The organism is Microbulbifer sp. S227A (genome assembly GCF_049800935.1).
Genome location: NZ_JBNAFZ010000001.1, coordinates 83217 through 104238, shown reverse-complemented (window position 1 = coordinate 104238; position 21022 = coordinate 83217). Strand labels below are relative to the sequence as shown.

Below are 21022 nucleotides of genomic sequence, written 5' to 3'. Positions count from 1 at the left end.
CTTAGGCGCGATCCGACGGGTTGCCGGGCATCAGGTCATAGGGGTGTTTCCACCCCGGTGTTTCGGACAGGCGCGTGAGCCACGCGTCGATATGGGGCCAGGCCGCCCGGTCAAAACCGAACGGTTCGGGATAATAGAGATAACCACAGCAGGACAGGTCGGCATTGGTGATGCCGTCGCCCACGATCCATTCGCGGCCCTCAAGATGCGCGTTCAACAGCTCGTAGGCCGCCCGCAGACGCCCCTGGTTAAAGGCGATGACCTCATTGGGGCGCTTGTCCTCGGGAAGAAAATTCATCAGAAACCGTGTCATGCCTGCCATGGACGACAGCTTGTGATTGTCCCACAACACCCAACGGAGCACATCATAGCGCGCTGCCGCGTCCGCACCGCCGAACTTGCCGGTCTTGTCGGTAATATATTGCTGGATCGCGCCGGATTGGCTAAGGCAGATATCCCCGTCCTCGAGAACAGGTGCCTCACCCAATGCATTGACCTGTCGCCGGTAATTCGGAGTGCGCGTCGCGCCGCCGAAAAAGTCGACATAGACCGGCTCCCAGTCAAGGCCGCTCAGCTCAAGGGCCAAAGCCGCCTTGTAGGAATTCCCGCTCTCGCCAAAGCAGTGCAATTTCAAAGTCATGTGAACAAACCCCTCCCCGGGTGCCTGTGGTTCATGTTGGATTTTGAGTATTTGGACAAAGATGAAGATGCAAAGCGGCGCGCGTAACCAACTGTTAAGCATGACGCGCCATGATCGTATCCACGGTACAGGCTGGAGAGCCGATGACCGTCAAAGGTGAAGTCGCTCCCGTCCTGATGGCAGTCGCCCCGTGGCGGGAGCGCATCCTGAGTTTCATCTTTGTGCAAATACTCCCGCCGGAGGCGTCCCGAGCGCGCCACGCAAGACATCGGTGCCTGCTTCAAAACGACCTCGCAATCAGTTCCTTCATGATTTCGTTGGTGCCGCCATAGATCCGCTGTACGCGCGCATCGGTCCACATTTCGGCAATCGCGTAGTCCTGCATATAGCCATAGCCCCCATGCAATTGCAGGCAAGCGTCAAGCACCTGTCCCTGGGTCTCGGTCGCCCAGTATTTTGCCATTGCGGCCTTCTCCACGCTCAAGTCGCCGTTGATCAAGTCCGTGATGCAGCCGTCCAGGAACGCTTCGGTCACCGCAAGCCGGGTTTTGCATTCCGCGAGTTGAAAGCGCGTATTCTGAAATTGCAACAGGTTGCCGCCGAAAGCCTCGCGTTCCTTGCAATAGGCGATGGTGCGTTCGATGGCACCTTGCATGGAGCCGACGGACTCGGCGGCGATGATCAACCGCTCTTGCGGCAGTTGTTCCATCATCTGGTAGAAACCGCGACCTTCTTCGCCTCCAAGGATGTTTTCGGGCGGGATTTCAACATTGTCAAAGAACAGTTCTGATGTGTCCGAGGCGTGTTTGCCGATTTTTTCGAGATTGCGCCCGCGGGTGAAACCGGTGGTCCCTTCGGTTTCGACCGCAACCAAAGAGATGCCCTTGGCTCCGAGTGTGGGATCGGTCTTGGCGGCCACGAGGATCAGGTCGGCATGTTGCCCGTTGGTGATGAATGTCTTTTGACCGCTCAGACGATAGGCGTTGCCGTCGCGCAGGGCCCTGGTCCTGATCGATTGCACGTCGGAACCGGCGGCGGGCTCGGTCATGGCAAGCGCGCCGATCATTTCGCCGCGCGCCATCCTGGGCAGCCAGGCGCTTTTCTGAGCTTCCGATCCGAAGGCAAGGATGTAATGCGCCACGATGCCCGAGTGGATGCCGTTGCCCCAGCTGGCAAGATTGGCGCGCGCGGCCTCGATGATGATCGCGGCCTCATGTCCGAAATCGCCACCCGCGCCGCCGTATTCCTCGGGGATGGAGGCGCAGAGCAGGCCAAGCTCACCCGCTTCGCGCCAGGTGCTCTTGTCCATTTCGCCCTGTTTGCGCCAAGTCTCGATCCGTGGCACCCAGTTCTCGACAAAGAACGATCGGGCCATTTCGGCCAGCATCGCGTGTTCGTGGGTTTTCCAATGCTGCGTCATGGGGCCCTCGGTTCGTGTCGGGAGGCGCGCGGCGACGGGATACGCCGCGCGCGTTCGATCAGAAGTTTGCGGCGTCGAGCGCCATCACCGTGTCCGCCCCGCTCTGGATGCGGGTCAGGTGCATCGCGGTGGCGGGCAGGCGGCGCGCCATGTAGTAGCGCCCGGTGGCGAGCTTGGTTTCATAAAATGCTGCGTCCGAGGCCCCGCCGGACAGCGCATCGAGCGCGGCCTTGCCCATCTGCGCCCACATCAGGCCAAGGCAGACATGGCCGAACATGTGCATGAAGTCGGAGGATCCGGCCAGCGCGTTGTTCGGGTTCTTCATGCCGTTCTGCATGAAATACATGCCTGCGGCCTGCAGGTCCTTGGACGCTGCCTTGAGCGGGTTCAGGAAATCGCGGTCCAGATCATCGCTCTGGCCGGCATGTTCCTTGATGTATCCCTTCACCATCTCGAAAAACGCCATCACGTGCTTGCCGCCATCCTGCGCCAGCTTGCGCCCCACGAGATCGAGCGCCTGAACACCGTTGGCCCCTTCGTAGATCATCGCGATCCGGGCGTCGCGGGTGAATTGCGACATGCCCCATTCCTCGATATAGCCATGGCCGCCATAGACCTGCTGGGCCTGGACGGTCATGTCATAGCCTTCGTCGGTCAGGAACCCCTTGATGACCGGGGTCAGCAGCGAGATCAGCCCGTCGGCGTCCTTGTCATTCGCCCGGTGGGCCCGGTCGATCATCGTGGCCCCCCAGAGAATGAAGGCCCGCGCGCCTTCGGCAAAGCTCTTCTGGTCCATCAGGTTGCGGCGGATATCCGGGTGCACGATCAACGGATCGGCAGGGCCGTCGGGGTTCTTGACGCCGGTCACGTCGCGCCCCTGCAGGCGGTCCTTGGCGTATTCGACGGCGTTCTGATAGGCCGCGTCGGCCTGTGCGAGCCCCTGCATCCCGACGCCCAGCCGGGCTTCGTTCATCATGGTGAACATGGCGCGCATACCCTTGTGCTCTTCGCCCAGCAGGTAGCCGGTAGCACCGTCATAATTCATCACGCAGGTCGAGTTGCCGTGGATGCCCATCTTTTCCTCGATCTTGCCACAGGCCACGCCGTTGCGCGCGCCAAGGCTGCCATCCTGGTTGACGAGGAACTTGGGCACGATGAACAGCGACACGCCCTTGATCCCTTCGGGGCCGCCGGCGATCTTGGCGAGGACGAGGTGAATGATATTGTCGGCCATGTCATGTTCGCCCGCCGAGATGAAGATCTTCTGGCCGGTGATCTTGTAGCTGCCATCCTCCTGCGGATCCGCCTTGGTGCGCATCAGGCCCAGATCGGTGCCGCAATGGGGTTCGGTCAGGTTCATGGTGCCGGTCCATTCACAGGCGACCATGTTAGGCAGGTAAGTATCCTTCTGCGCCTCGGAGCCATGGGCCAGGATGGCGCTGGCCGCGCCGTGGGTCAGGCCCTGGTACATGGTAAAGGCCTGGTTGGAGGCCGAGAACATTTCGCCCACGGCGGTGCCGATGACATAGGGCATGTTCTGCCCGCCATATTGCTCGGGCATGTCCAGCCCCGGCCAGCCGCCTTCCTTCATCTGTTCGAACGCGTCCTTGAACCCGGCAGGGGTGCGCACCACACCGTTCTCAAAGGTGCAGCCCTGGGTATCGCCCACCACGTTCAGCGGTTGCAGAACCTCCGAGCTGATCTTGCCCGCCTCTTCGAGGATCGCGCTGGTGAAATCGGGTTCCAGTTCGTCATAGCCGGGAATGCCCGCCTTGGTGATGTTCAGCACGTCATGCAGGATGAATTGCATGTCCTTGGTCGGGGCTACATAGGTGGGCATTGGGATCCTCCTCGTCGGGATAGTGTCGCGCGGGGCCGGTGCGCTCTATTCGGCGGCCTTGCGTGTGGTTTCGTTGGTTTCGATGATCTTGCCGGCCCAGTCGATCTGGGTCTGCAACTCGCCGATGGCCTGGGTCAGCTCATCGCGCTTGGCTTCCATTTCGGCGAGCCGCTCGCGGGCGATTTCATAGGCGCGCAGCAATTGCGTGTGCTGCTGGTCGCCCATCTGGTAGAGATCGAGAAGCTGGCGGATTTCCTCGAGGCTGAAGCCAAACCGCTTGCCGCGCAGGATCAGCTTGAGCCGCCCGCGGTCTCGGCGGGTGAACAGGCGTTTCTGGCCGTCCCGCCGGGGGAACAGCAATTCCTTGGATTCGTAAAAGCGCAGGGTCCGGGGCGTGACATCGAACGCGTCGCACATTTCGCGGATTGTCATCAGTTCATCGGTCATGGGGTAAACTCTCATACTTGGCGTGGCGACCGTGAGATGTGTGGCTCTGGCCGCGGTTACAACATGAGAGTGACGTTGACGTAAGCGGAACGCTACGTCACGGGGAATTTGACGTGGGATAAAGCAATTCTTGACGCTGGTCAGGCGCGGTTGGCGTGATGCCCTGAAACCGAGAATGCCCGCGCCGATCCGCTTTGCCCGATGTTGCGCCTGACGCGAATGGCGGAACTTCGAAAATATGCCAATTGCCCGCCAAAGCCAGAATGCAATTTGCAACGGGAGCGGGACGCAGGGGGTTTGCAGAGGCGCATCAAGACGCGGCCATGGGGCGCGCGGATCGTGGTTTTGCCCATGCCACGCAGCTGAAAGGCCGGTCAATTCTGCTCCCGGACCTTCGTGACAAGCGGGTGTTCCGGGCAGGCACGGTGCGCGTTGCCGTTGGCGATCCCGGTCAAATGCCATGCGGCTATTCTTTTGCCTTGTGAACGAATTTTTTCTTGACGCTAAGGTTGTATTTGCCCGAGCATCGAAAATTCATGGCGTCAAAAAGTGACGATGAATGGGAGGATACTATGAACAAACAGCTATTTTCAGCTGTCACGGCACTGAGCGTGATGACTGTGGCACCCGCCGCATGGTCAGACACGCATGACGGGGCGATGGACGTCCCCAAGATTACGTCGACGGTTGTCCTGGACGAGCGGGAGGCACCATGGGACATGGCATTCCTGCCCGACGGCACGATGTTCTTCACGGAAAAATGCGATGGCCTGTCGGTCAGAACCCCGGACGGGACGGTGAACGCGCTCTATGGCATGACCGAGTCCGAGGGTTATGCGGATGCCGGCAGTGACCTGTTCTGCGAAGGGCAGGCGGGCATGCTTGGCGTGGTGCCGGACCGGCATTTCGACGAGAACCGCACGCTTTACGTCTATTCGTCCTCCACGAAATATCACGGCGATGGCTGCAAGACCAATTTCGAACGCTGCGACGGCAACATCGTCATGCGGTTCAAGGTCAGCGACGACCTGAAAAGCGTGTCGGACAGAACGGATATTGTTAACGATATTCAGTACAAGCCCTTTGACTCCGATCAGCCGTTTGGCGGGCCGGGGGCCCATAACGGCGGACGCCTGCGCGTTGGGCCGGGCGGCTATCTCTGGGTCTCTGGCGGTGACCGTCACAGAGGGGTCTGTCCACAGGATGGAACGCTGCTTTGCGGCAAGGTCCTGCGGATCGACGGGAATGGAAATGCCCACCCGGACAACGACCCGCCCGAAGGTTTCGACAAGCGTATCTACACCTACGGGCACCGAAACGTTCAGGGTATCGATTTCCGCCCGAGCGACGGCAAGGCGTTCACGGCCGAGCATGGTCCGTGGCACAATGACGAAATCACGGCACTGGTGAATGGTGGCAATGCCGGCTGGGATCCGGCGCAGAACACGGGTGGCCGGGGCGAGTGTCCGGACCAGTATTGCGGATACGAGCCGAATCAGCTCGACGCCGTGGACCCCGCGATACGTGCCGCCTATACACCGATGAGCGACACCCGCTTTGAAGACCTGATGCCGGCAACCTGGAACAATAACGGATTTTCCCAGGGCACCGGGTCCGCCGCCTTCCTGAAGGGCGGGAACTGGGGCATCTACGAGGGCCGCCTGGCGGTCGGGATCATGGGGATCGCGTTTGGCGACACGCCGGAAGGGTCGCGGATCGACCTGATCAGCATCACACCCGACGGCTTGGGGATCAACGGCATCACCCGGATGCCTCTCGGGTTCTCGGCCAGGTTCCGCGGGCTGGTCATGGGGCCGGACAATGCACTTTACGTTGCCACGGATGAGGGCCAAATCCTCAAGGTCACCGCGGAAAGCATGCAGTAACCTGTGACAAGAGACGCCCGCGCCACGTCGGTGGCGCGGGTATTGCATTGCATTGACCGGACGACATGCGCCGGGTTCAATTGCCCGTAATCAAGATATCGGGCACGTCATAGCGCTGGCCGTCAACAAGGATCACGTGGATACCGTCCGCAAGGGTCCAATCGGTATCGGTGCCAACCCCGGACATGGTGACGCTTGCCTTCAGGAACTTGCCGTCCCTGAAAAAGAGCTTGCGCTTGAACCCATTCGCAAAGATCGCCGTCACCGTGGAATTGCCCGCCTCATCCCGTTCGACATCATAGCTGCATTGCCCGATCGGCTCTCCTCGTTCCTGAGCGCAGGCGATCGAGCTGGGCGCGCCCGATGGCTCGTTCTGCTGCGCGACGGGCCCCGTCGCCGCGCCCAGCAACAGAACCATGCCCAGTCCGGTCAGGATCGGTGCCTTCATTTCAATATCTCCCCCGCAATCTTCCCCGCAAACTGGGTCGGCATCCTGGCCGGGTTGCCGCCCGCCGCGTGTCATGTGACCCCCGCCTGAACGGCGATGTTTCAACGCCCCAGGCGGTTTCGCGCGTTTCGGATCACCGGCGAAACGCAGCCGGATCACCCTGTTCCCGTCGCCAGCGGCAACGGAACACCGGGGTCACGACACCGCGCGGGCGGTCTCGTCGCGCAGGTCTTTTAACTCCTGCATGGCCTCGTCAAGCTGCGCGCGCTGGTTTTCAAGCTCGCCCATCTGCCGGTCGGCCATCTCGACAAACGCCTGCATCTGCGCCTCGGTGCCTTCCTTTTCGTAGATCAACAGCCACTGGCGAATCTCTTCCAGTGAAAAGCCGTATTTCCGCCCCCGCAGGATCAGCTTCATACGCGCGGATTCGCGGGGGCCATAGAACCTGGCGCGGCCTTCGCGGTCGGGTTGCAGCAGTTCGATATACTCGTAATAGCGAAGCGTCCGTGGCGTGACGTCGAACTCAGCGCACATTTCCTTGAACGACAATCGCATTTCGGTCATCTGTCTCTACTCCGTTCCGGGCAAAGCGTAAAATGATGTCCGCCCGAGCGCAACAGCCGGGCTTGCCCTTTTGGTCCGGGAGCGGTCATAACAAGGCCGCAACAACAAGGACGGCACCGCATGGCAGACAAGGCCACACTCGCACGGCAATTCATCGAGGCCATTCCCCATTGCCGGGCGCTTGGCATGGTGCTCACCGAGATTGGCGATGGCATGGCCCGCATCGAGATGCCCTATGACGCCAAGCTGGTCGGGGATCCCAAGACCGGCGTGGTGCATGGCGGCGCGGTGTCGGCGATCATGGATACCTGCTGCGGGGCGGCAGTGATGAGCCATCCCGCCGCGCCGGACAGCACGGCCACCATCGATCTGCGCATCGACTACATGCGGGGCGCGACGCCTGGGCAAAAGATCGTCACTACCGCCCATTGCTATCATATCACCCGCAACGTCGCCTTTGTGCGGGCCACGGCGGTTGATGACGATGCAGAGCATCCGGTCGCCACGGCGGCAGGCTCGTTCACCGTGGAGAAAAGCTGATGGCGCGTCCCCGTCCCGAACCGATGCAGGTGGTCAAGCAACGCCGCGACGCCGCGCTCAACGCGCTGGTGCAAGAAGTGCCCTATATCCAGTTTCTCGGCATCGAGTTCGAGCGGCGCGGCGATGAATTGACCGGGCTGCTGAATTTCGATGAAAAGCTGATCGGCAACCCGTTTCTGCCGGCGATCCACGGCGGGGTGACCGCGGCGTTTCTTGAGACCACCTCGATCATCACGCTGAGTTGGTCCTATCTCTGGCCCGAGATCGAATCCGGTGCCATCGACCTTGAACAGATGGCGGCGGGCGACCTGCCACGGCTGCCCAGGACCATCGGCTTTACCATCGAATACCTGCGTTCCGGCCTGCCGCGCGATGCCTATGCCCGCGCCACGGTGACCCGTTCGGGGCGGCGCTATGCCTCGGTCCTGGTTGAAGCGTGGCAGGACAATCGCGACAAGCTGTTCGCGCAGGCGTCGGGGCGCTTTCTGATGCCGCCCCGGGACGTTGCGAATGGCGGCTGAGACCGGCACCGGGATCACCCATCGGCGTGTTCTCGGGATCGCCGTCCCCATCGTGATTTCCAACGCCACCGTGCCGATCCTTGGCGCGGTGGATACCGGCGTGGTCGGGCAGCTGGGCGAGGCCGCCCCCATCGGCGCGGTCGGAATCGGCGCGATCATCCTCTCGTCGCTCTACTGGTTCTTCGGCTTTCTGCGCATGGGCACCACCGGTCTGGCCGGGCAGGCCCTGGGGGCGGGGCGGATGGACGAAGTCACCGCCATCCTGACCCGCGTGATCCTGATCGGCGCGATCGGGGGGCTGGCGATCCTGTCCTTGCAGGTGCCGCTGTTCTGGGCGGCGTTCCAGCTGTCACCGGCCTCGGAACAGGTCGAGGGGCTGGCGCGCGGCTACATGACGATCCGGGTCTGGTCGGCCCCGGCGGCGATCGCGATGTTCGGCATCACCGGCTGGTTGATCGCCCAGGAACGCACCCGCGCGGTGCTGGTGTTGCAACTGTGGATGAACGGGCTGAACATCGCGCTGGACCTGTGGTTCGTGCTTGGCCTTGGCTGGGGCGTGAACGGCGTGGCCTTTGCGACCTTCCTCGCCGAATGGAGCGGGCTGGCGCTGGCGCTCTGGCTGTGCCGGGCGACCTTTGCGACACCCGCATGGCGCGATTGGGCGCGGGTGTTTGACCGGCAACGCCTGCGGCGGATGCTCGAGGTCAATGCCGACATCCTGATCCGCTCGCTGATGTTGATGGGCATCTTCGTGTCCTTCCTGTTCCTCGGCTCGGATTTCGGCGACGTGACGCTTGCCGCCAACCAGATCCTGTTGCAGTTCATCGAGATCACTGCCTATGCGCTGGACGGGTTTGCCTTTGCCGCCGAGGCGCTGGTCGGACAGGCAGTGGGGCGTGCCAGCGTCGAACGCCTGCGCCGCAGCATCGCGGTATCGACGCTCTGGGCGTTGCTGGGAACCGTGCTGCTGACGCTGGGTTTCCTGTTCTGGGGCGGGGCGATCGTCGATCTGATGGCCAAGTCCGCAGAGGTCCGCATCGAGGCGCGCGCCTATCTGAACTACATGCTGCTGGTGCCGGTTCTGGGGGTCGCCAGCTGGATGCTTGACGGTGTCTTTATCGGCGCGACCCGCACCGCGGATATGCGCAACATGTCGATCCTGTCGACTGCCGCTTTCGTGGTGACGGTTCTGCTGCTGGTGCCGGCTTATGGCAACCAGGGGCTGTGGATCGCGTTTCTGTTTTCCTTCGTGGCGCGGGCGGTGACGCTGGGCGCGCGCTATCCGGCGCTGGAACGCGCCACGGCGGCGGGCGCGCTCTGAACGCTTTGGGGCCGGTCTGTACTCAGACCAGCTCCAGCACACGTTCGGGCGGGCGGCCAATCACCGCGCGCCGCCCGGAAATCGCCAGCGGGCGTTCGATCAGGATCGGATGGTCCGCCATGGCTTGCAGCAGCACCTCGTCGTCATCGGTCTTGCTCAGACCAAGTTCGCGAAACAGCTTTTCGCCGATGCGCATCATCTCGGCCACCGGCGGGCGGCCAAGCGCTGCATGGGCGTGCCTGACCTGTTGCAGGGTGGGGGCATCGTCCAGATAGCGGCGTTCCTGAAACGCGGCACCGCTCGCACTCAGCAAGGCCAGCGCCTGCCGCGACTTGGAGCAGCGCGGGTTGTGCCAAATCTCGATCATAGCCAATCCTCTCGTTTGCTGCCGACCGCGTCGGCGACATTGTCAAACCCGTCCCGTTCCAGCAGCCGGTCGAGCCCGGTGACGATCTCGCCAACCAGCGAAAGGCCGCCGAAAACCAGCGCGGTATAAAGCTGTACCGCCGATGCCCCGGCGCAGATCTTGGCATAGGCCTGCTCGGCCGAGCCGACCCCGCCGACCCCGATCAGGGGTATGTCGCCATTCAACAGCATACTCAACCGCGCCAGAACCCGGGTCGAGCGGTCAAAGAGCGGCGCACCGGACAGCCCCCCGGCCTCGTCCCGATGGGGGCTTTGCAACCCGTCGCGCGACAGGGTGGTGTTGGTCGCGATGATGGCGTCGAGGCCGGCCTCGCGGGCAACCTCGGCCACGTCCGCCAGTTCCGTCTCATCCAGGTCAGGCGCGATCTTGAGGAAGACCGGCAGCGGGCGTTCAAGCCCGGCACGCGCCTCCATCACCCCGGCCAGCAAAGCCGCCAGCGCCGCCTTGCCTTGCAGGTCGCGCAGTTTTTCCGTGTTGGGGGACGAGACATTGACCGTGGCGAAATCCAGATGCGCGCCGCAATGGCGCAGCACGCTGGCGAAATCGGCGGGCCGGTCGGTGCTGTCCTTGTTGGCCCCGAGGTTCAGGCCGATCACCGCGTCGCGGGGCCGTTTGACCAGCCGCGCGCCGATCGCCTCCATCCCCTGGTTGTTGAAACCGAACCGGTTGATCGCGGCGCGATCCTCGGTCAGGCGAAACAGGCGCGGGCGCGGGTTGCCGGGCTGGGCGCGCGGCGTGGCGGCACCGACTTCTATGAACCCGAAACCGGCCTGCGTCAGCGGGGACAATGCCTCGGCGTTCTTGTCAAAGCCTGCGGCCAACCCGACAGGGTTGGGCAGGTCAAGCCCCGCAACCCGGGTGCGCAACCGCGCGGACGTGACCGGCCCCGGTGCCGATGCCAGCCCGGCCTGCAACGCCCGCATCGCCAGCCCATGCGCGGTTTCCGGATCAAACCGGTACAGCGCGGCAAGGCCGAATTTCTCGACGAGGCTCACACCATGCCCTCCGGAAAGCGATGCACCCCATCGACCAGCGGCAGGGGGGCGTTCCAGAGCACATCCGACAGGCGCAGCTCGCGGTACAGATGCGGGAACAGCGCGCCGCCGCGCGACACCTCCCATTTCAGCGCATCGCCAAGGTCATCGGCGTCCAGCGCCAGCAAGACCAGCCCCTCGGCACCGGCGAAATGCCTGGCCGCCGTCTCGGCCGCCTGTTCGGCGGTCGAGAAATGCACGAACCCATCGGCAAGATCGACCGGCGCGCCCAGGGTTTGTCCATCGGTTTGCAGCGCGGCCCATTCGTCGGACCGGAATATCTTATAGATCAACATTCGCGCGGTTTGCCCTGCCGGCCATCGGGGGTCAAGCCTCTTGGCCTGTCGCCGCGTCAGCGCGGCCAATCGGCTTTGACAACTTCGCCAAAGCGGCGCAGGGTCTAGGCAAATTACAAAATGACGGGGAGTCCGACCATGATGAAAACGCTTCTGACCTCTGCCGCCACGCTGGCCCTGACAACGGGAGCCGCGTTCGCGGACTACAAGCTGCACGTGATTCACATCAACGATCTGCACAGCCGGATCGAACCGGTCAGCAAATACGATTCGACCTGTAGCGCCGAGGACAACGCGGCGGGTGAGTGTTTTGGCGGATATGCGCGGGTGGCGACGAAAATCGCGGAATTGCGGGCGGAACTGGCGGATGAAAACGTCGTGGTGCTGGATGCGGGGGATCAATACCAGGGCTCGCTGATGTACACGACCTACAAGGGTGACGTGGAAATCGAGATGATGGAAACCATCGGATTCGATGCCATGGCGGTGGGCAATCACGAATTCGACGACGGCCCCGAGGGCTTGGCAAAGCTGGTCGACGGGGTGTCATTCCCGGTGATCTCGGGGAATCTGGACGTGTCGCGATCCAACCTGCTGAACGGCAAGGTGCAGAATCACGTGGTTCTGGACGTGGGGGGCGAGAAAATCGGCATCGTGTCGGCGCTGGCAACCGATACGGTGGAAACATCAAGCCCCGGCGACGCGGTCATCTTTCAGGATGAAATCGACAGCCTGACCGCCGATGTGGCGATGTTGCAGGCCGATGGCGTCAACAAGATCATCGCGCTGACCCATGTGGGTGTGAACAAGGACATGGAAATCGCCGGCGCGGTGCCGGGCCTGGACGCGGTTGTGGGCGGGCATTCGCACACGGAATTTTCCAATACCCGGGACGGAGCCATGGCCTATCCGACGATGGTGGGTGACGTGCCGGTGGTGCAGGCCTATGCCTATTCCAAATATGTCGGGCACCTGGTTCTGACCTTTGATGACGAGGGCAACGTGACGGCGGCAACCGGGGATACGATCCTGCTGGACGCTTCGGTCGGGGAAGACCCGGCCATCGTGGCGCGGGTTGCCGAACTGGCCGGGCCGATCAACGAGATGAAAACCCGCGTCGTCGCCGAAGCCTCCGAGGCGATCGAGGGCGGACGGTCGGTGTGCCGCGCGCAGGAATGCCCGATGGGCAACCTGATCGCCGATGCCATGCTGGCCCGTGTTGCCGATCAGGGGGTCGAGATCGCGATCCAGAACGGTGGCGGCATCCGCGCTTCGATTGACGCGGGCGAGGTGACGATGGGCGAGGTTCTGACGGTGCTGCCGTTCCAGAACACGCTGTCCACCTTCCAGGTGCCGGGCGCCACGATTGTCGCGGCGCTGGAGAACGGTGCCAGCCAGATCGCCGACGGGGCCGGGCGCTTTGCGCAGGTCGCTGGCATGACCTATGCCTTTGACGCCTCCAAACCCGCCGGCGAGCGGGTGTCTGACGTAATGGTCGGCGGGGCGCCCATCGATCCGGACAAGGTCTATGGCGTTGTGACCAACAACTATGTGCGCAATGGCGGCGACGGGTACGCGATGTTCGCGGGCGATGACAAACAGGCCTATGATTTCGGCCCCGACCTTGCGGATGTGACGGCCGAATACCTTGCCGAGAACGGCCCCTATCAGCCCTATGTGGATGGCCGTATCGTCGCCAAGTGATGCCGGGTCTTGCGCCATGCCTTTCGCGGCCCCTCCGCGCGGGTTAGGGGAAGGCATGGCGCTTGCATTCGATAATCTGACCGACCTGTTCGCACATGGCTTTGACACGGTGATCGACGTGCGCAGCCCGGCGGAGTTTGCCGAGGATCACCTGCCGGGGGCGATCAATTTGCCGGTTCTGAACGACGCGGAGCGCGCCGAGGTCGGCACCATCTACAAGCAGCAGAGCCCGTTCCTGGCGCGCAAGCTGGGTGCGGCGCTGGTGTTTCGCAACGCGGCACATCACGTGGAAACCGCGCTGCGCGGGTATGACGGGGGCTGGCGGCCGCTGGTCTATTGCTGGCGCGGCGGGCAGCGGTCGGGATCGTTCACATGGATGCTGCGCGAGATCGGCTGGCGGGCCGAGGTGATCGACGGCGGCTATCGCGGTTACCGGCGGCTGGTGAACGCGGCGCTGTATGATGTGCCGCTGGCGCATCGGCTGATCGCGCTGGACGGCTATACCGGCACCGCCAAGACCGAGCTGCTGCAGCGGCTGCGGGGGCGGGGGGTACAGGTGCTGGACCTGGAAGGGTTGGCGACGCATCGCGGCTCGTTGCTTGGACGTATGGCCCGTCCGCAGCCGAGTCAGAAGGCGTTTGAAACCGCCTTGGCCCGCGCGTTGCACGGTCTTGATCCTTCGCGACCGGTGGTGATCGAGGCGGAGTCCAGCAAGATCGGCGAGCGCATTCTGCCGCCCAGCCTATGGGCCGCGCTCAGGCACGCGCCGCGCCTGACCCTGAGCGTTCCGCTTGCGGCGCGCAGCGCCTACCTGGTGCGGGCCTATGATGACATTCTGTCGGATGGCGCGCGGATGATGGAACTGCTTGGCCTGTTGCGCGCCTTTCGCGGCAATGCGGTGGTTGATGGCTGGTTCGACCTGATCCGCGCCGGGGACAAGCGCGGGCTGACCCGGGCGCTGATGGAGCAGCATTACGATCCGGCCTATGACAAATCGCGCAGGAGGGGCTCGGCCCTGGTGCTGGCGGAACTGGAGGTCGAAACGCTGGACGATGCCGGGCTGGATCATGCGGCGGCCGAGATAGCGGTGCTTGTCGAGGCTCAGCCGGGGGCAAGCCCGATATAGCCGGCATCCCTGGTCAGGACACCGATCCGCGCCGCCGGATAGCCCGCCTTGCGCAAGGCGGCAATCAGGTGCTCCGCCCGATCCGCTGCAACCGCGGCGAGCAGCCCCCCCGCGGTTTGCGGATCATGGAGCAGGTCGGATTTGCCGCCCTCGGGCAGGTGCGGAACCAGCGCGCGGTTGTCGTTGTACAAGGATGAGCGGATGCCCGCCCCGGCCATCGCAAGCGCCCCGTCCATCACCGGGATCGCATCGAGTGCCAGGGTTGCGCCGGTGCCGGAGGCCTCGCAGATCCCATGCAGATGCCCGGCCAGCCCAAAGCCGGTGACATCGGTCATCGCGTGGGCCTCTTGCAAGATACGGGACGCCCGCGATTGTGACCGGATCATGTGATTCAGCGCCGCCATCACCCAGCCGCCCTGCGCCGCCCCGGCCATGTCCGCCGCCATCAGAACACCGCTGCCCAGCGGTTTGGTCAGGATCAGCGCATCGCCCGGCTGTCCCCCCGCCAGAGTCACCGGCGGGGTGTCGCACAGTCCGGTCAGGGTAAAGCCGATGGTCAGCTCTGCGCCGACCGAGCTGTGCCCGCCGACGATCTCGGCCCCCGCGTCGCGTATTGCCGCGGTTGCGGTGGCCATGATCTCGGTCAGCATCCGTTGCTGCAGCGTGTCGGACAGGCGGGGCAGGATCACGGTGGCGGTTGCGGCCTGCGGGGTGGCGGCCATCGCCCAGATATCGCCAAGCGCGTGGTTGGCCGCGATGCGGGTCATCAGCACCGGATCGTCGATCAGCGCGCGCAGATGGTCCGAGGTCATCACCTGTTGCACGCCGCCGGTGGTCAGCAGCGCCGCGTCATCGCCGGGCAACGGGGTCACATCCGCGCGCCGGTTGCCCGCCAGCGGTGCAAGAGCGTGGCGCAGCGTGCTGCGTCCGACCTTGGCCCCGCAGCCGCCACAGAGAGGTTTGTCGCCCAGGGCCTGGCGCATGCCCGTGGTATGCACCGGCGGCAGGTCCGGCGCCCCCATGCGGGGCAGATCGCGAAACCGGTTCATGAAGGCGCGGTCGATGTGATCCTTCCAGCGCCACATCACCGGCCCGGTCCAACTCTGGCCGAACCGTTCGGCCAGCGCGCTTTGCCGCCCGAGCGAAATCAGCTTGAGATAGTCCTTTTGCGCGGGATAGCGCCGCAAATCGCCGCCGCTCAGCGCGGCACAGATATTGTCATACAGAACCGGGGCCTGCCGCACTGCAAAGACTCCGGCCTTGGGGCGTGGCGTGCCGGTCATATGGGCGCAATCTCCGGTGGCGAAAATTGCCGGATCGCTGCTCTGCAGCCGGTCATTCACCGTGATGAACCCCTCGTGCAACCGCAGCCCCGACCGGCGCAGCCAGCCATGCGCCCGCGCCCCGGCGGCGCCGGTGGTGAAACCGGACCGCAGGCGGCGCCCGTCGCGCAGGACAACCGCATCGGCGTGGATCCTGTCGATCTCGGCCTGTTCGAGCACCTCAATGCCAAGCGCCTGCATCTGGCGGATGATATGTTGCCGGGCCCGTGCCCCGATGGCGGTCAAGATGCGGTCCCGCTCGATCAATGTGACGGTCGCATCACGCGGTTGCCCCCGCAGCCGGTAGGCGATGGCCATCGCCAGCTCTGCCCCGGCCACACCGCCCCCGATGACGACAACATGTGCCGGGGCGCTGCCATTGGCGAAACGGTCCCAGCGTTCTGCGAATGTGCCAAGCGGCTTGGCGGGCACCGCGTGGTCGGCGAAACCGGGCAGGGCGGGCATGTCGGAGGTGATGCCGATATCCACCGAACACAGGTCAAAGGCGATTGGCGGGCGGTCCGGCACATGCACCAGCCGGGCGGCGGTATCGATATGTTCGGCGGCACCGATCACGATCCGCGCCCCGGCAAACCGCGCCAGCCGCACCAGGTCGATATCCAGGTCGTCGCGCCCGTAATGCCCCGCGACAAACCCCGGCAGCATGCCAGAATAGGGCGCGGTGGGGCCGGGATTGATCAGCGTCATCCGCGCTCCGGGCAGCGGACGCATGCCCCATTTCCGCAACACCAGCGCATGGGTGTGGCCGCCGCCGACAAGGACGACATCATGGGTCTGGGGCAGCGCAGGGTTCATGCTCTGGTTCTATCGCATCCGCACCCCGGCGCAAGCCACGGTCCGGTGAACTGCGGGGGTGATGACGGCCCGCGGGCCGCCATGGGCCTGTCGTCACACTGGCGTGATCGGGCTTGCGCGCGGGCGGGGATCGGTCAATCTCGGCGGCAACAGAAACGGAGCCCCCTGACATGCCGCAACCCGACATCCGCGCCGCCGATATTCTCGCCCGCCGTCTCTACGAGGCGGGGTGCCGCCACGCCTTTGGCATGCCCGGCGGCGAGGTTCTGACGCTGGTCGATGCGCTGGAGCGGGCGGGCATCCGGTTTGTGCTGGCCAAGCATGAGAACGCCGCGGGCTTCATGGCCGAAGGGGTGCATCACCGCGATGGAGCGCCGGCGATCCTGGTGGCGACGCTCGGGCCGGGGGCGATGAACGGGGTCAACGTGGTGGCCAATGCGTTGCAGGACCGGGTGCCGATGATCGTGCTGACAGGCTGTGTGGATGAAGACGAGGCGCTGCGCTATACGCACCAGGTTCTGGATCACCAGGCGGTGTTTCGCCCGATCACCAAGGCCAGCTTTCGCCTGACGGCAAAGGGCGCAGGGATCGTCGCGGACGAGGCGGTGCAGACTGCGATCGCGCCTCGCCCCGGCCCGGTTCATGTCGACGTGCCGATTGGTGTCGCCGATACCGTGGTGCCGCAAGGTTTGGCCCGGCAGAACCGCAAGCCGGCACCGGTGGTGCCGCATGGCGCCGACCTCGCGCAGGCCCGCGAATGGCTGGCCCGGGCGCGGCGGCCAATGGCCATTGTCGGGCTGGACGTGCTGGCGGACCGGTCGGCCTCGGTGGTGCAGGCCTTTGTCGAGCATTTCCGCATCCCCTTTGTCACCACCTACAAGGCCAAGGGGGTGATTGACGAGAATCATCCGCTCTGCCTGGGCGCGGCGGGCCTGTCGCCGCTGGCGGACACCCATCTGTTGCCGCTGGTGCAGCGGGCCGATCTGGTGCTGGCCATCGGGTATGATCCGATCGAAATGCGTCCGGGCTGGCGCGATGCATGGGACATCACGCGCCAGAACGTGATCGATATCGCGGCGGAACCGAACCGGCATCACATGCACCGGGCGGGGCTGAATCTCGTGGCCGATACCGGGGCCACGCTCGAGGCGCTGGCGCAGGGCAACCGGACCGAAGAGACCTGGCCCGAGGGCGAGCCGGAACAGGCGAAACAGGCGCTGGCGCTTGCCTTTCCCGCCGATGACGACTGGGGCCCGGCGGCGGTGATCGACGAGACCCGCAAGGCCCTGCCGCGCGGCACGCTGGCCACCGCCGACAGCGGCGCGCACCGCATCCTGCTGTCGCAGATGTGGACCTGCCATGCGCCGCGCGATCTCGTGCAATCCTCGGCGCTTTGTACCATGGGCTGCGCGGTGCCGCTTGCGATCGGGCTCAAGCTGGTCGCGCCGGAACGGCCGGTGGTCAGCTTTTCGGGCGATGCCGGCTTGCTGATGGTCGCGGGCGAGCTTGCGACGGCGGCCGAGTTGGGAACTGCGGCGATTTTCGTTGTGTTTGTCGATGCCAGCCTTGCGCTGATCGAGTTGAAACAACGCCAGCGGCAGATGACCAATCGCGGCGTCGATTTCGCGCGCCACGATTTCGCGGCGATGGGGCGGGCCTTTGGCGGCAACGGGGTGTCGGTGCGCAACCGCGCCGAACTGCGCGAGGCGCTGACGGCGGCACAAAAGGCGGATCGCTTTACCGTGATCGCGGCGGAAATCGACCGCACGGCATATGACGGGCGCTTCTGAAACGGGTGCTTGGGTCAGGAAACGGGCAAAAAATCCACAACCAAACCGGGTTTGGTTTCAATTCAGACGGGTTTTTGCCCAAATCACCCGGATTCTTCGGCAACATTTCTCTCATGGATCACACGGCTCTTCACCAATGCGAGAGTATGAGACATAGCGATATTTCAATGGCCTACTGTTTGTTAAGCGAGTCGCAGCGCGTGACTTCCAAGCAGAACTGGACCCCTAGATGAAGATTGACGTATTCGGCCTCAAAACCAGCCTCGACCACCCCGCCAGCCTGGCGGACTGGAATGCCGCCATGCTCGGATTCCTTGCACATGCCGCGGTCACGCCCACGCATCTGATGGCGGTGCTCGGGGCCGAGCCGGGCTTTGCGCATGGCCATGCGGTCAAGGGTATGTTCTATCTGTTGCTGGGGCGACGCGAGCTGCTGGCGGTGGCGCAAGACGATCTGGCGAATGCGAAACAGGCGTTGCAGCAGGGGCAGGCGACATCGCGCGAACGTGCCTATGTGCAGGCGCTCGAAATCTGGATCGGTGGCAAGCCAAGCGCAGCCGTGGCCCTGCTCGAACAGGTTCTGCGCGACCATCCGCAAGACGCGCTGGCGATGAAGCTGAGCCATGCCATCCGCTTTGTTCTCGGGGATGCCGTCGGAATGCGCCGGTCGATCGAACGGGTTATGCCCGCCTATGGCACCGATCACGCGGCGCATGGCTACCTGCTGGGCTGTCACGCCTTCACGCTGGAAGAGACCGGCGAATATGACCGCGCCGAGATTGCCGGCCGCCAGGCGCTCTGGACCGCGCCCGACGATGCCTGGGGCCTGCACGCGGTGGCGCATGTGCATGACATGACCGGCAACGCGCGGCGCGGGCTCGACTGGCTTGCCGGGCGCGAGGGGGCCTGGGCGCATTGCAACAATTTCCGCTATCACGTCTGGTGGCACAAGGCGCTGATGCATCTGGACCAGGGCGAGACCGACGCGGTGCTCGATCTCTATGATCGCGACATCCGTGCCGACAAGACCGACGATTACCGCGATATCTCCAACGCGACCTCGCTGCTCAGCCGGCTTGAGCTCGAAGGTGTCGATGTCGGCGACCGCTGGCAGGAGTTGGCCGATCTGAGTGCCGCGCGCACCGAGGATGGCTGTCTGATCTTTGCCGACCTGCATTATCTTCTGGCGCTTAGCGCCGACCGCCGCGAGGACGAAGTGGCCAACCTGGTGCGGCGCATTCACCGCGATGCCGCCGCCAACCAGACCGAAACCCAAGGGCGCATGGCGCGGCCCGGCGTGTCGGCGGCGGACGGGCTGGCGGCCTTTGGCGAAAGCCGCTTTGCCGAGGCCTTTGCGCATCTGTCGGCGGCGCGCGCCGACATGCAGCTCGCCGGGGGCAGCCACGCCCAGCGGGACATATTCGAACGGCTGACCATCGATGCCGGCCTGCGCGCCGGCCTGCTGGACCAGACCGAAACCATCCTGAACGACCGGCTGGCACGTCGCGGCAGCGAAGATGCCTATGACGCCGCCCGGCGCGACCTGATCAGCATCGGGCGCGGACAGGGAGGGGCGCAGAGCGTTCCCGCACAGTAACCTTTGCAGAGGCAAGACAAAGACATGGCGACCATTTCGCCCACATCGGATTTTGTTCCGTCGCCCGCCGCCGCGACGCCGGCAGGCGTGCGCGTTCGCGATCCGCGGCTGGATTTCTATCGCGGCATCGCGATGTTCATCATCCTGATCGCGCATATCCCCTCCAACGCCTGGAGCAGCTGGATTCCGGCGCGATTCGGCTGGTCGGATGCCACCGAGATCTTTGTCTTCTGCTCGGGCATGGCGTCGGCCATCGCCTTTGGCGGCGCGTTTGAACGCATGGGCTGGCGCATGGGCAGCGCCCGCGTCGGCTTTCGCGTGTGGCAGGTCTATTGGGCGCATATCGGGCTGTTCTTTTTCGTCGCGATGATGATGGCGGCGCTGGATACCTATGGCGCGTTCGACAAGAGCTATGTCAATTCGCTCAACCTGGGCCGGTTCTTTACCGATCCGACTACGCAGATCGTCGGCATCTTTACCCTGACCTACGTGCCGAATTACTTCGACATCCTGCCGATGTATCTCGTGGTGCTGGCGCTGATGCCGTTGTTCATGGCGTTGTCGCGGGGCGGGGTCGCGCCGGTGGCGGCGGCCAGTATCGCGCTGTGGCTGGCGGCGAATATCGGGCTGTTGTCCCTGCCGGCCGAATCCTGGTCGGACCGCCCGTGGTTTTTCAACCCGTTCGGCTGGCAGCTGCTGTTCTTTACCGGCTTCGCCTTCATGCGCGGCTGGATTCCCGCCCCGCCAGTGTCGCGGCGGCTGGTCTGGATCGCGGCGGCGTTCCTTGTGCTGACCGCTCCGTTCGGTTCGTGGAAAGTGTTCCAGTGGATCAACGCGGCCAGCCCCGAAACGGGGGCGTTGTTGCGCAATGTCTGGACCATGTTCGCGACGCTGGAAAAGGAAACCGGCTTCAGCCTGCGGGCCAAGACCGAGTTCGGCATCCTGCGCTATCTGCATTTCCTGTCGCTGGCCTACCTGGCCTGGGTCGCGGCGGGCGAGGGGGGGCGTCGCCTGCAGGCCACCGGCGCCGGGCTGGCGGCGGAGATCTGGCGCAGCTTGTTGAAAATCATCACTAAAGTCGGCCAGCAATCTTTGGCGGTCTTTGTCTTTTCGATGGCTGTCGCGCGGCTGCTGGGCTTTGCCCTAGACCAGCTCGGGCGCAGCCCTGCGACAATTTTGCTTGTCAACCTCGCGGGCTTTGCAATGATCATCGCCGTTGCCTATATCGCCGCTTGGTTCAAGTCTCAGCCATGGCGGAGCAAACGCGCATGACACTCACGCGC

Annotated in this window: 19 protein-coding genes; 9 read left to right on the top strand and 10 right to left on the bottom strand. The window is 64.1% G+C overall.

Features of this window, described 5'->3' with window-relative positions; genetic code table 11:
- Nucleotide 1 precedes the first annotated feature (1 nt).
- From ACP15R_RS00515 to ACP15R_RS00500, 4 genes are all read right to left on the bottom strand, one after another.
- Complete coding sequence (locus ACP15R_RS00515; RefSeq protein ID WP_424984406.1) at nt 2-640, bottom strand: glutathione S-transferase family protein; 639 nt, start codon at nt 638-640, stop codon at nt 2-4.
- A 280-nt stretch (nt 641-920) separates the two neighbouring features.
- Nucleotides 921-2060, bottom strand: a complete 1140-nt coding sequence (locus ACP15R_RS00510) for an acyl-CoA dehydrogenase family protein (RefSeq protein ID WP_424984405.1) — start codon at nt 2058-2060, stop codon at nt 921-923.
- Nucleotides 2061-2118: 58 nt separating this feature from the next.
- Nucleotides 2119-3900: an acyl-CoA dehydrogenase C-terminal domain-containing protein gene (locus tag ACP15R_RS00505; protein WP_424984404.1), complete on the bottom strand. Its 1782-nt coding sequence runs from the start codon at nt 3898-3900 to the stop codon at nt 2119-2121.
- A 45-nt stretch (nt 3901-3945) separates the two neighbouring features.
- Nucleotides 3946-4347 (bottom strand): MerR family transcriptional regulator, encoded by a 402-nt coding sequence (locus tag ACP15R_RS00500; RefSeq protein ID WP_424984403.1) that lies wholly within the window; start codon nt 4345-4347, stop codon nt 3946-3948.
- Nucleotides 4348-4919: 572 nt separating this feature from the next.
- On the opposite strand from ACP15R_RS00500, the gene ACP15R_RS00495 reads away from it, so the two are divergent.
- The gene (locus ACP15R_RS00495) at nt 4920-6233 is read left to right on the top strand and encodes a PQQ-dependent sugar dehydrogenase (protein WP_424984402.1); all 1314 of its coding nucleotides are present in this window, start codon (nt 4920-4922) and stop codon (nt 6231-6233) included.
- A 76-nt stretch (nt 6234-6309) separates the two neighbouring features.
- On the opposite strand, the gene ACP15R_RS00490 is transcribed toward ACP15R_RS00495, so the two are convergent.
- Nucleotides 6310-6681 (bottom strand): hypothetical protein, encoded by a 372-nt coding sequence (locus tag ACP15R_RS00490; protein WP_424984401.1) that lies wholly within the window; start codon nt 6679-6681, stop codon nt 6310-6312.
- Between the two features lie 195 nt (nt 6682-6876).
- Nucleotides 6877-7245 (bottom strand): MerR family transcriptional regulator, encoded by a 369-nt coding sequence (locus tag ACP15R_RS00485; protein WP_424984400.1) that lies wholly within the window; start codon nt 7243-7245, stop codon nt 6877-6879.
- 120 nt (nt 7246-7365) lie between these two features.
- On the opposite strand from ACP15R_RS00485, the gene ACP15R_RS00480 reads away from it, so the two are divergent.
- The 3 genes from ACP15R_RS00480 to ACP15R_RS00470 are packed head-to-tail and all read left to right on the top strand — an operon-like array spanning nt 7366 to nt 9627.
- Complete coding sequence (locus tag ACP15R_RS00480) at nt 7366-7785, top strand: PaaI family thioesterase (RefSeq protein ID WP_424984399.1); 420 nt, start codon at nt 7366-7368, stop codon at nt 7783-7785.
- A complete protein-coding gene (locus ACP15R_RS00475) occupies nt 7785-8306 on the top strand; it encodes a PaaI family thioesterase (RefSeq protein ID WP_424984398.1) in 522 nt (173 codons plus the stop codon). Before ACP15R_RS00480 ends, ACP15R_RS00475 begins: the two co-directional genes overlap by 1 nt.
- Nucleotides 8296-9627, top strand: a complete 1332-nt coding sequence (locus ACP15R_RS00470) for an MATE family efflux transporter (protein WP_424984397.1) — start codon at nt 8296-8298, stop codon at nt 9625-9627. The genes ACP15R_RS00475 and ACP15R_RS00470 overlap by 11 nt, the downstream gene beginning before the upstream one ends.
- A 22-nt stretch (nt 9628-9649) precedes the next feature.
- On the opposite strand, the gene arsC is transcribed toward ACP15R_RS00470, so the two are convergent.
- The 3 genes from arsC to ACP15R_RS00455 are packed head-to-tail and all read right to left on the bottom strand — an operon-like array spanning nt 9650 to nt 11384.
- Nucleotides 9650-9994: an arsenate reductase (glutaredoxin) gene (gene arsC, locus ACP15R_RS00465; RefSeq protein ID WP_424984396.1), complete on the bottom strand. Its 345-nt coding sequence runs from the start codon at nt 9992-9994 to the stop codon at nt 9650-9652.
- On the bottom strand, nt 9991-11049 hold the full coding sequence (locus tag ACP15R_RS00460; RefSeq protein WP_424984395.1) for a quinone-dependent dihydroorotate dehydrogenase: 1059 nt from the start codon (nt 11047-11049) through the stop codon (nt 9991-9993). The genes arsC and ACP15R_RS00460 overlap by 4 nt, the downstream gene beginning before the upstream one ends.
- Complete coding sequence (locus ACP15R_RS00455; RefSeq protein WP_424984394.1) at nt 11046-11384, bottom strand: DUF952 domain-containing protein; 339 nt, start codon at nt 11382-11384, stop codon at nt 11046-11048. The genes ACP15R_RS00460 and ACP15R_RS00455 overlap by 4 nt, the downstream gene beginning before the upstream one ends.
- A 138-nt stretch (nt 11385-11522) precedes the next feature.
- Here ACP15R_RS00455 and ACP15R_RS00450 point away from each other — a divergent pair, with 138 nt between their 5' ends.
- On the top strand, nt 11523-13088 hold the full coding sequence (locus ACP15R_RS00450; RefSeq protein ID WP_424984393.1) for a bifunctional metallophosphatase/5'-nucleotidase: 1566 nt from the start codon (nt 11523-11525) through the stop codon (nt 13086-13088).
- Nucleotides 13089-13143: 55 nt separating this feature from the next.
- On the top strand, nt 13144-14214 hold the full coding sequence (gene mnmH, locus ACP15R_RS00445; protein ID WP_424984392.1) for a tRNA 2-selenouridine(34) synthase MnmH: 1071 nt from the start codon (nt 13144-13146) through the stop codon (nt 14212-14214).
- On the opposite strand, the gene selD is transcribed toward mnmH, so the two are convergent.
- Entirely contained in the window at nt 14190-16352 is a 2163-nt protein-coding gene (gene selD, locus ACP15R_RS00440; protein WP_424984391.1) for a selenide, water dikinase SelD, read from the bottom strand. The two genes, mnmH and selD, sit on opposite strands and share 25 nt — an antisense overlap.
- A gap of 170 nt (nt 16353-16522) precedes the next feature.
- Between selD and ACP15R_RS00435 the strand changes: the two genes are divergently transcribed.
- From ACP15R_RS00435 to ACP15R_RS00425, 3 genes are all read left to right on the top strand, one after another.
- Nucleotides 16523-18142, top strand: a complete 1620-nt coding sequence (locus tag ACP15R_RS00435; protein ID WP_424984390.1) for a thiamine pyrophosphate-binding protein — start codon at nt 16523-16525, stop codon at nt 18140-18142.
- Nucleotides 18143-18371: 229 nt separating this feature from the next.
- Complete coding sequence (locus ACP15R_RS00430; RefSeq protein WP_424984389.1) at nt 18372-19739, top strand: tetratricopeptide repeat protein; 1368 nt, start codon at nt 18372-18374, stop codon at nt 19737-19739.
- Between the two features lie 24 nt (nt 19740-19763).
- Nucleotides 19764-21011, top strand: a complete 1248-nt coding sequence (locus ACP15R_RS00425) for an OpgC family protein (RefSeq protein WP_424984388.1) — start codon at nt 19764-19766, stop codon at nt 21009-21011.
- Nucleotides 21012-21022 lie beyond the last annotated feature (11 nt).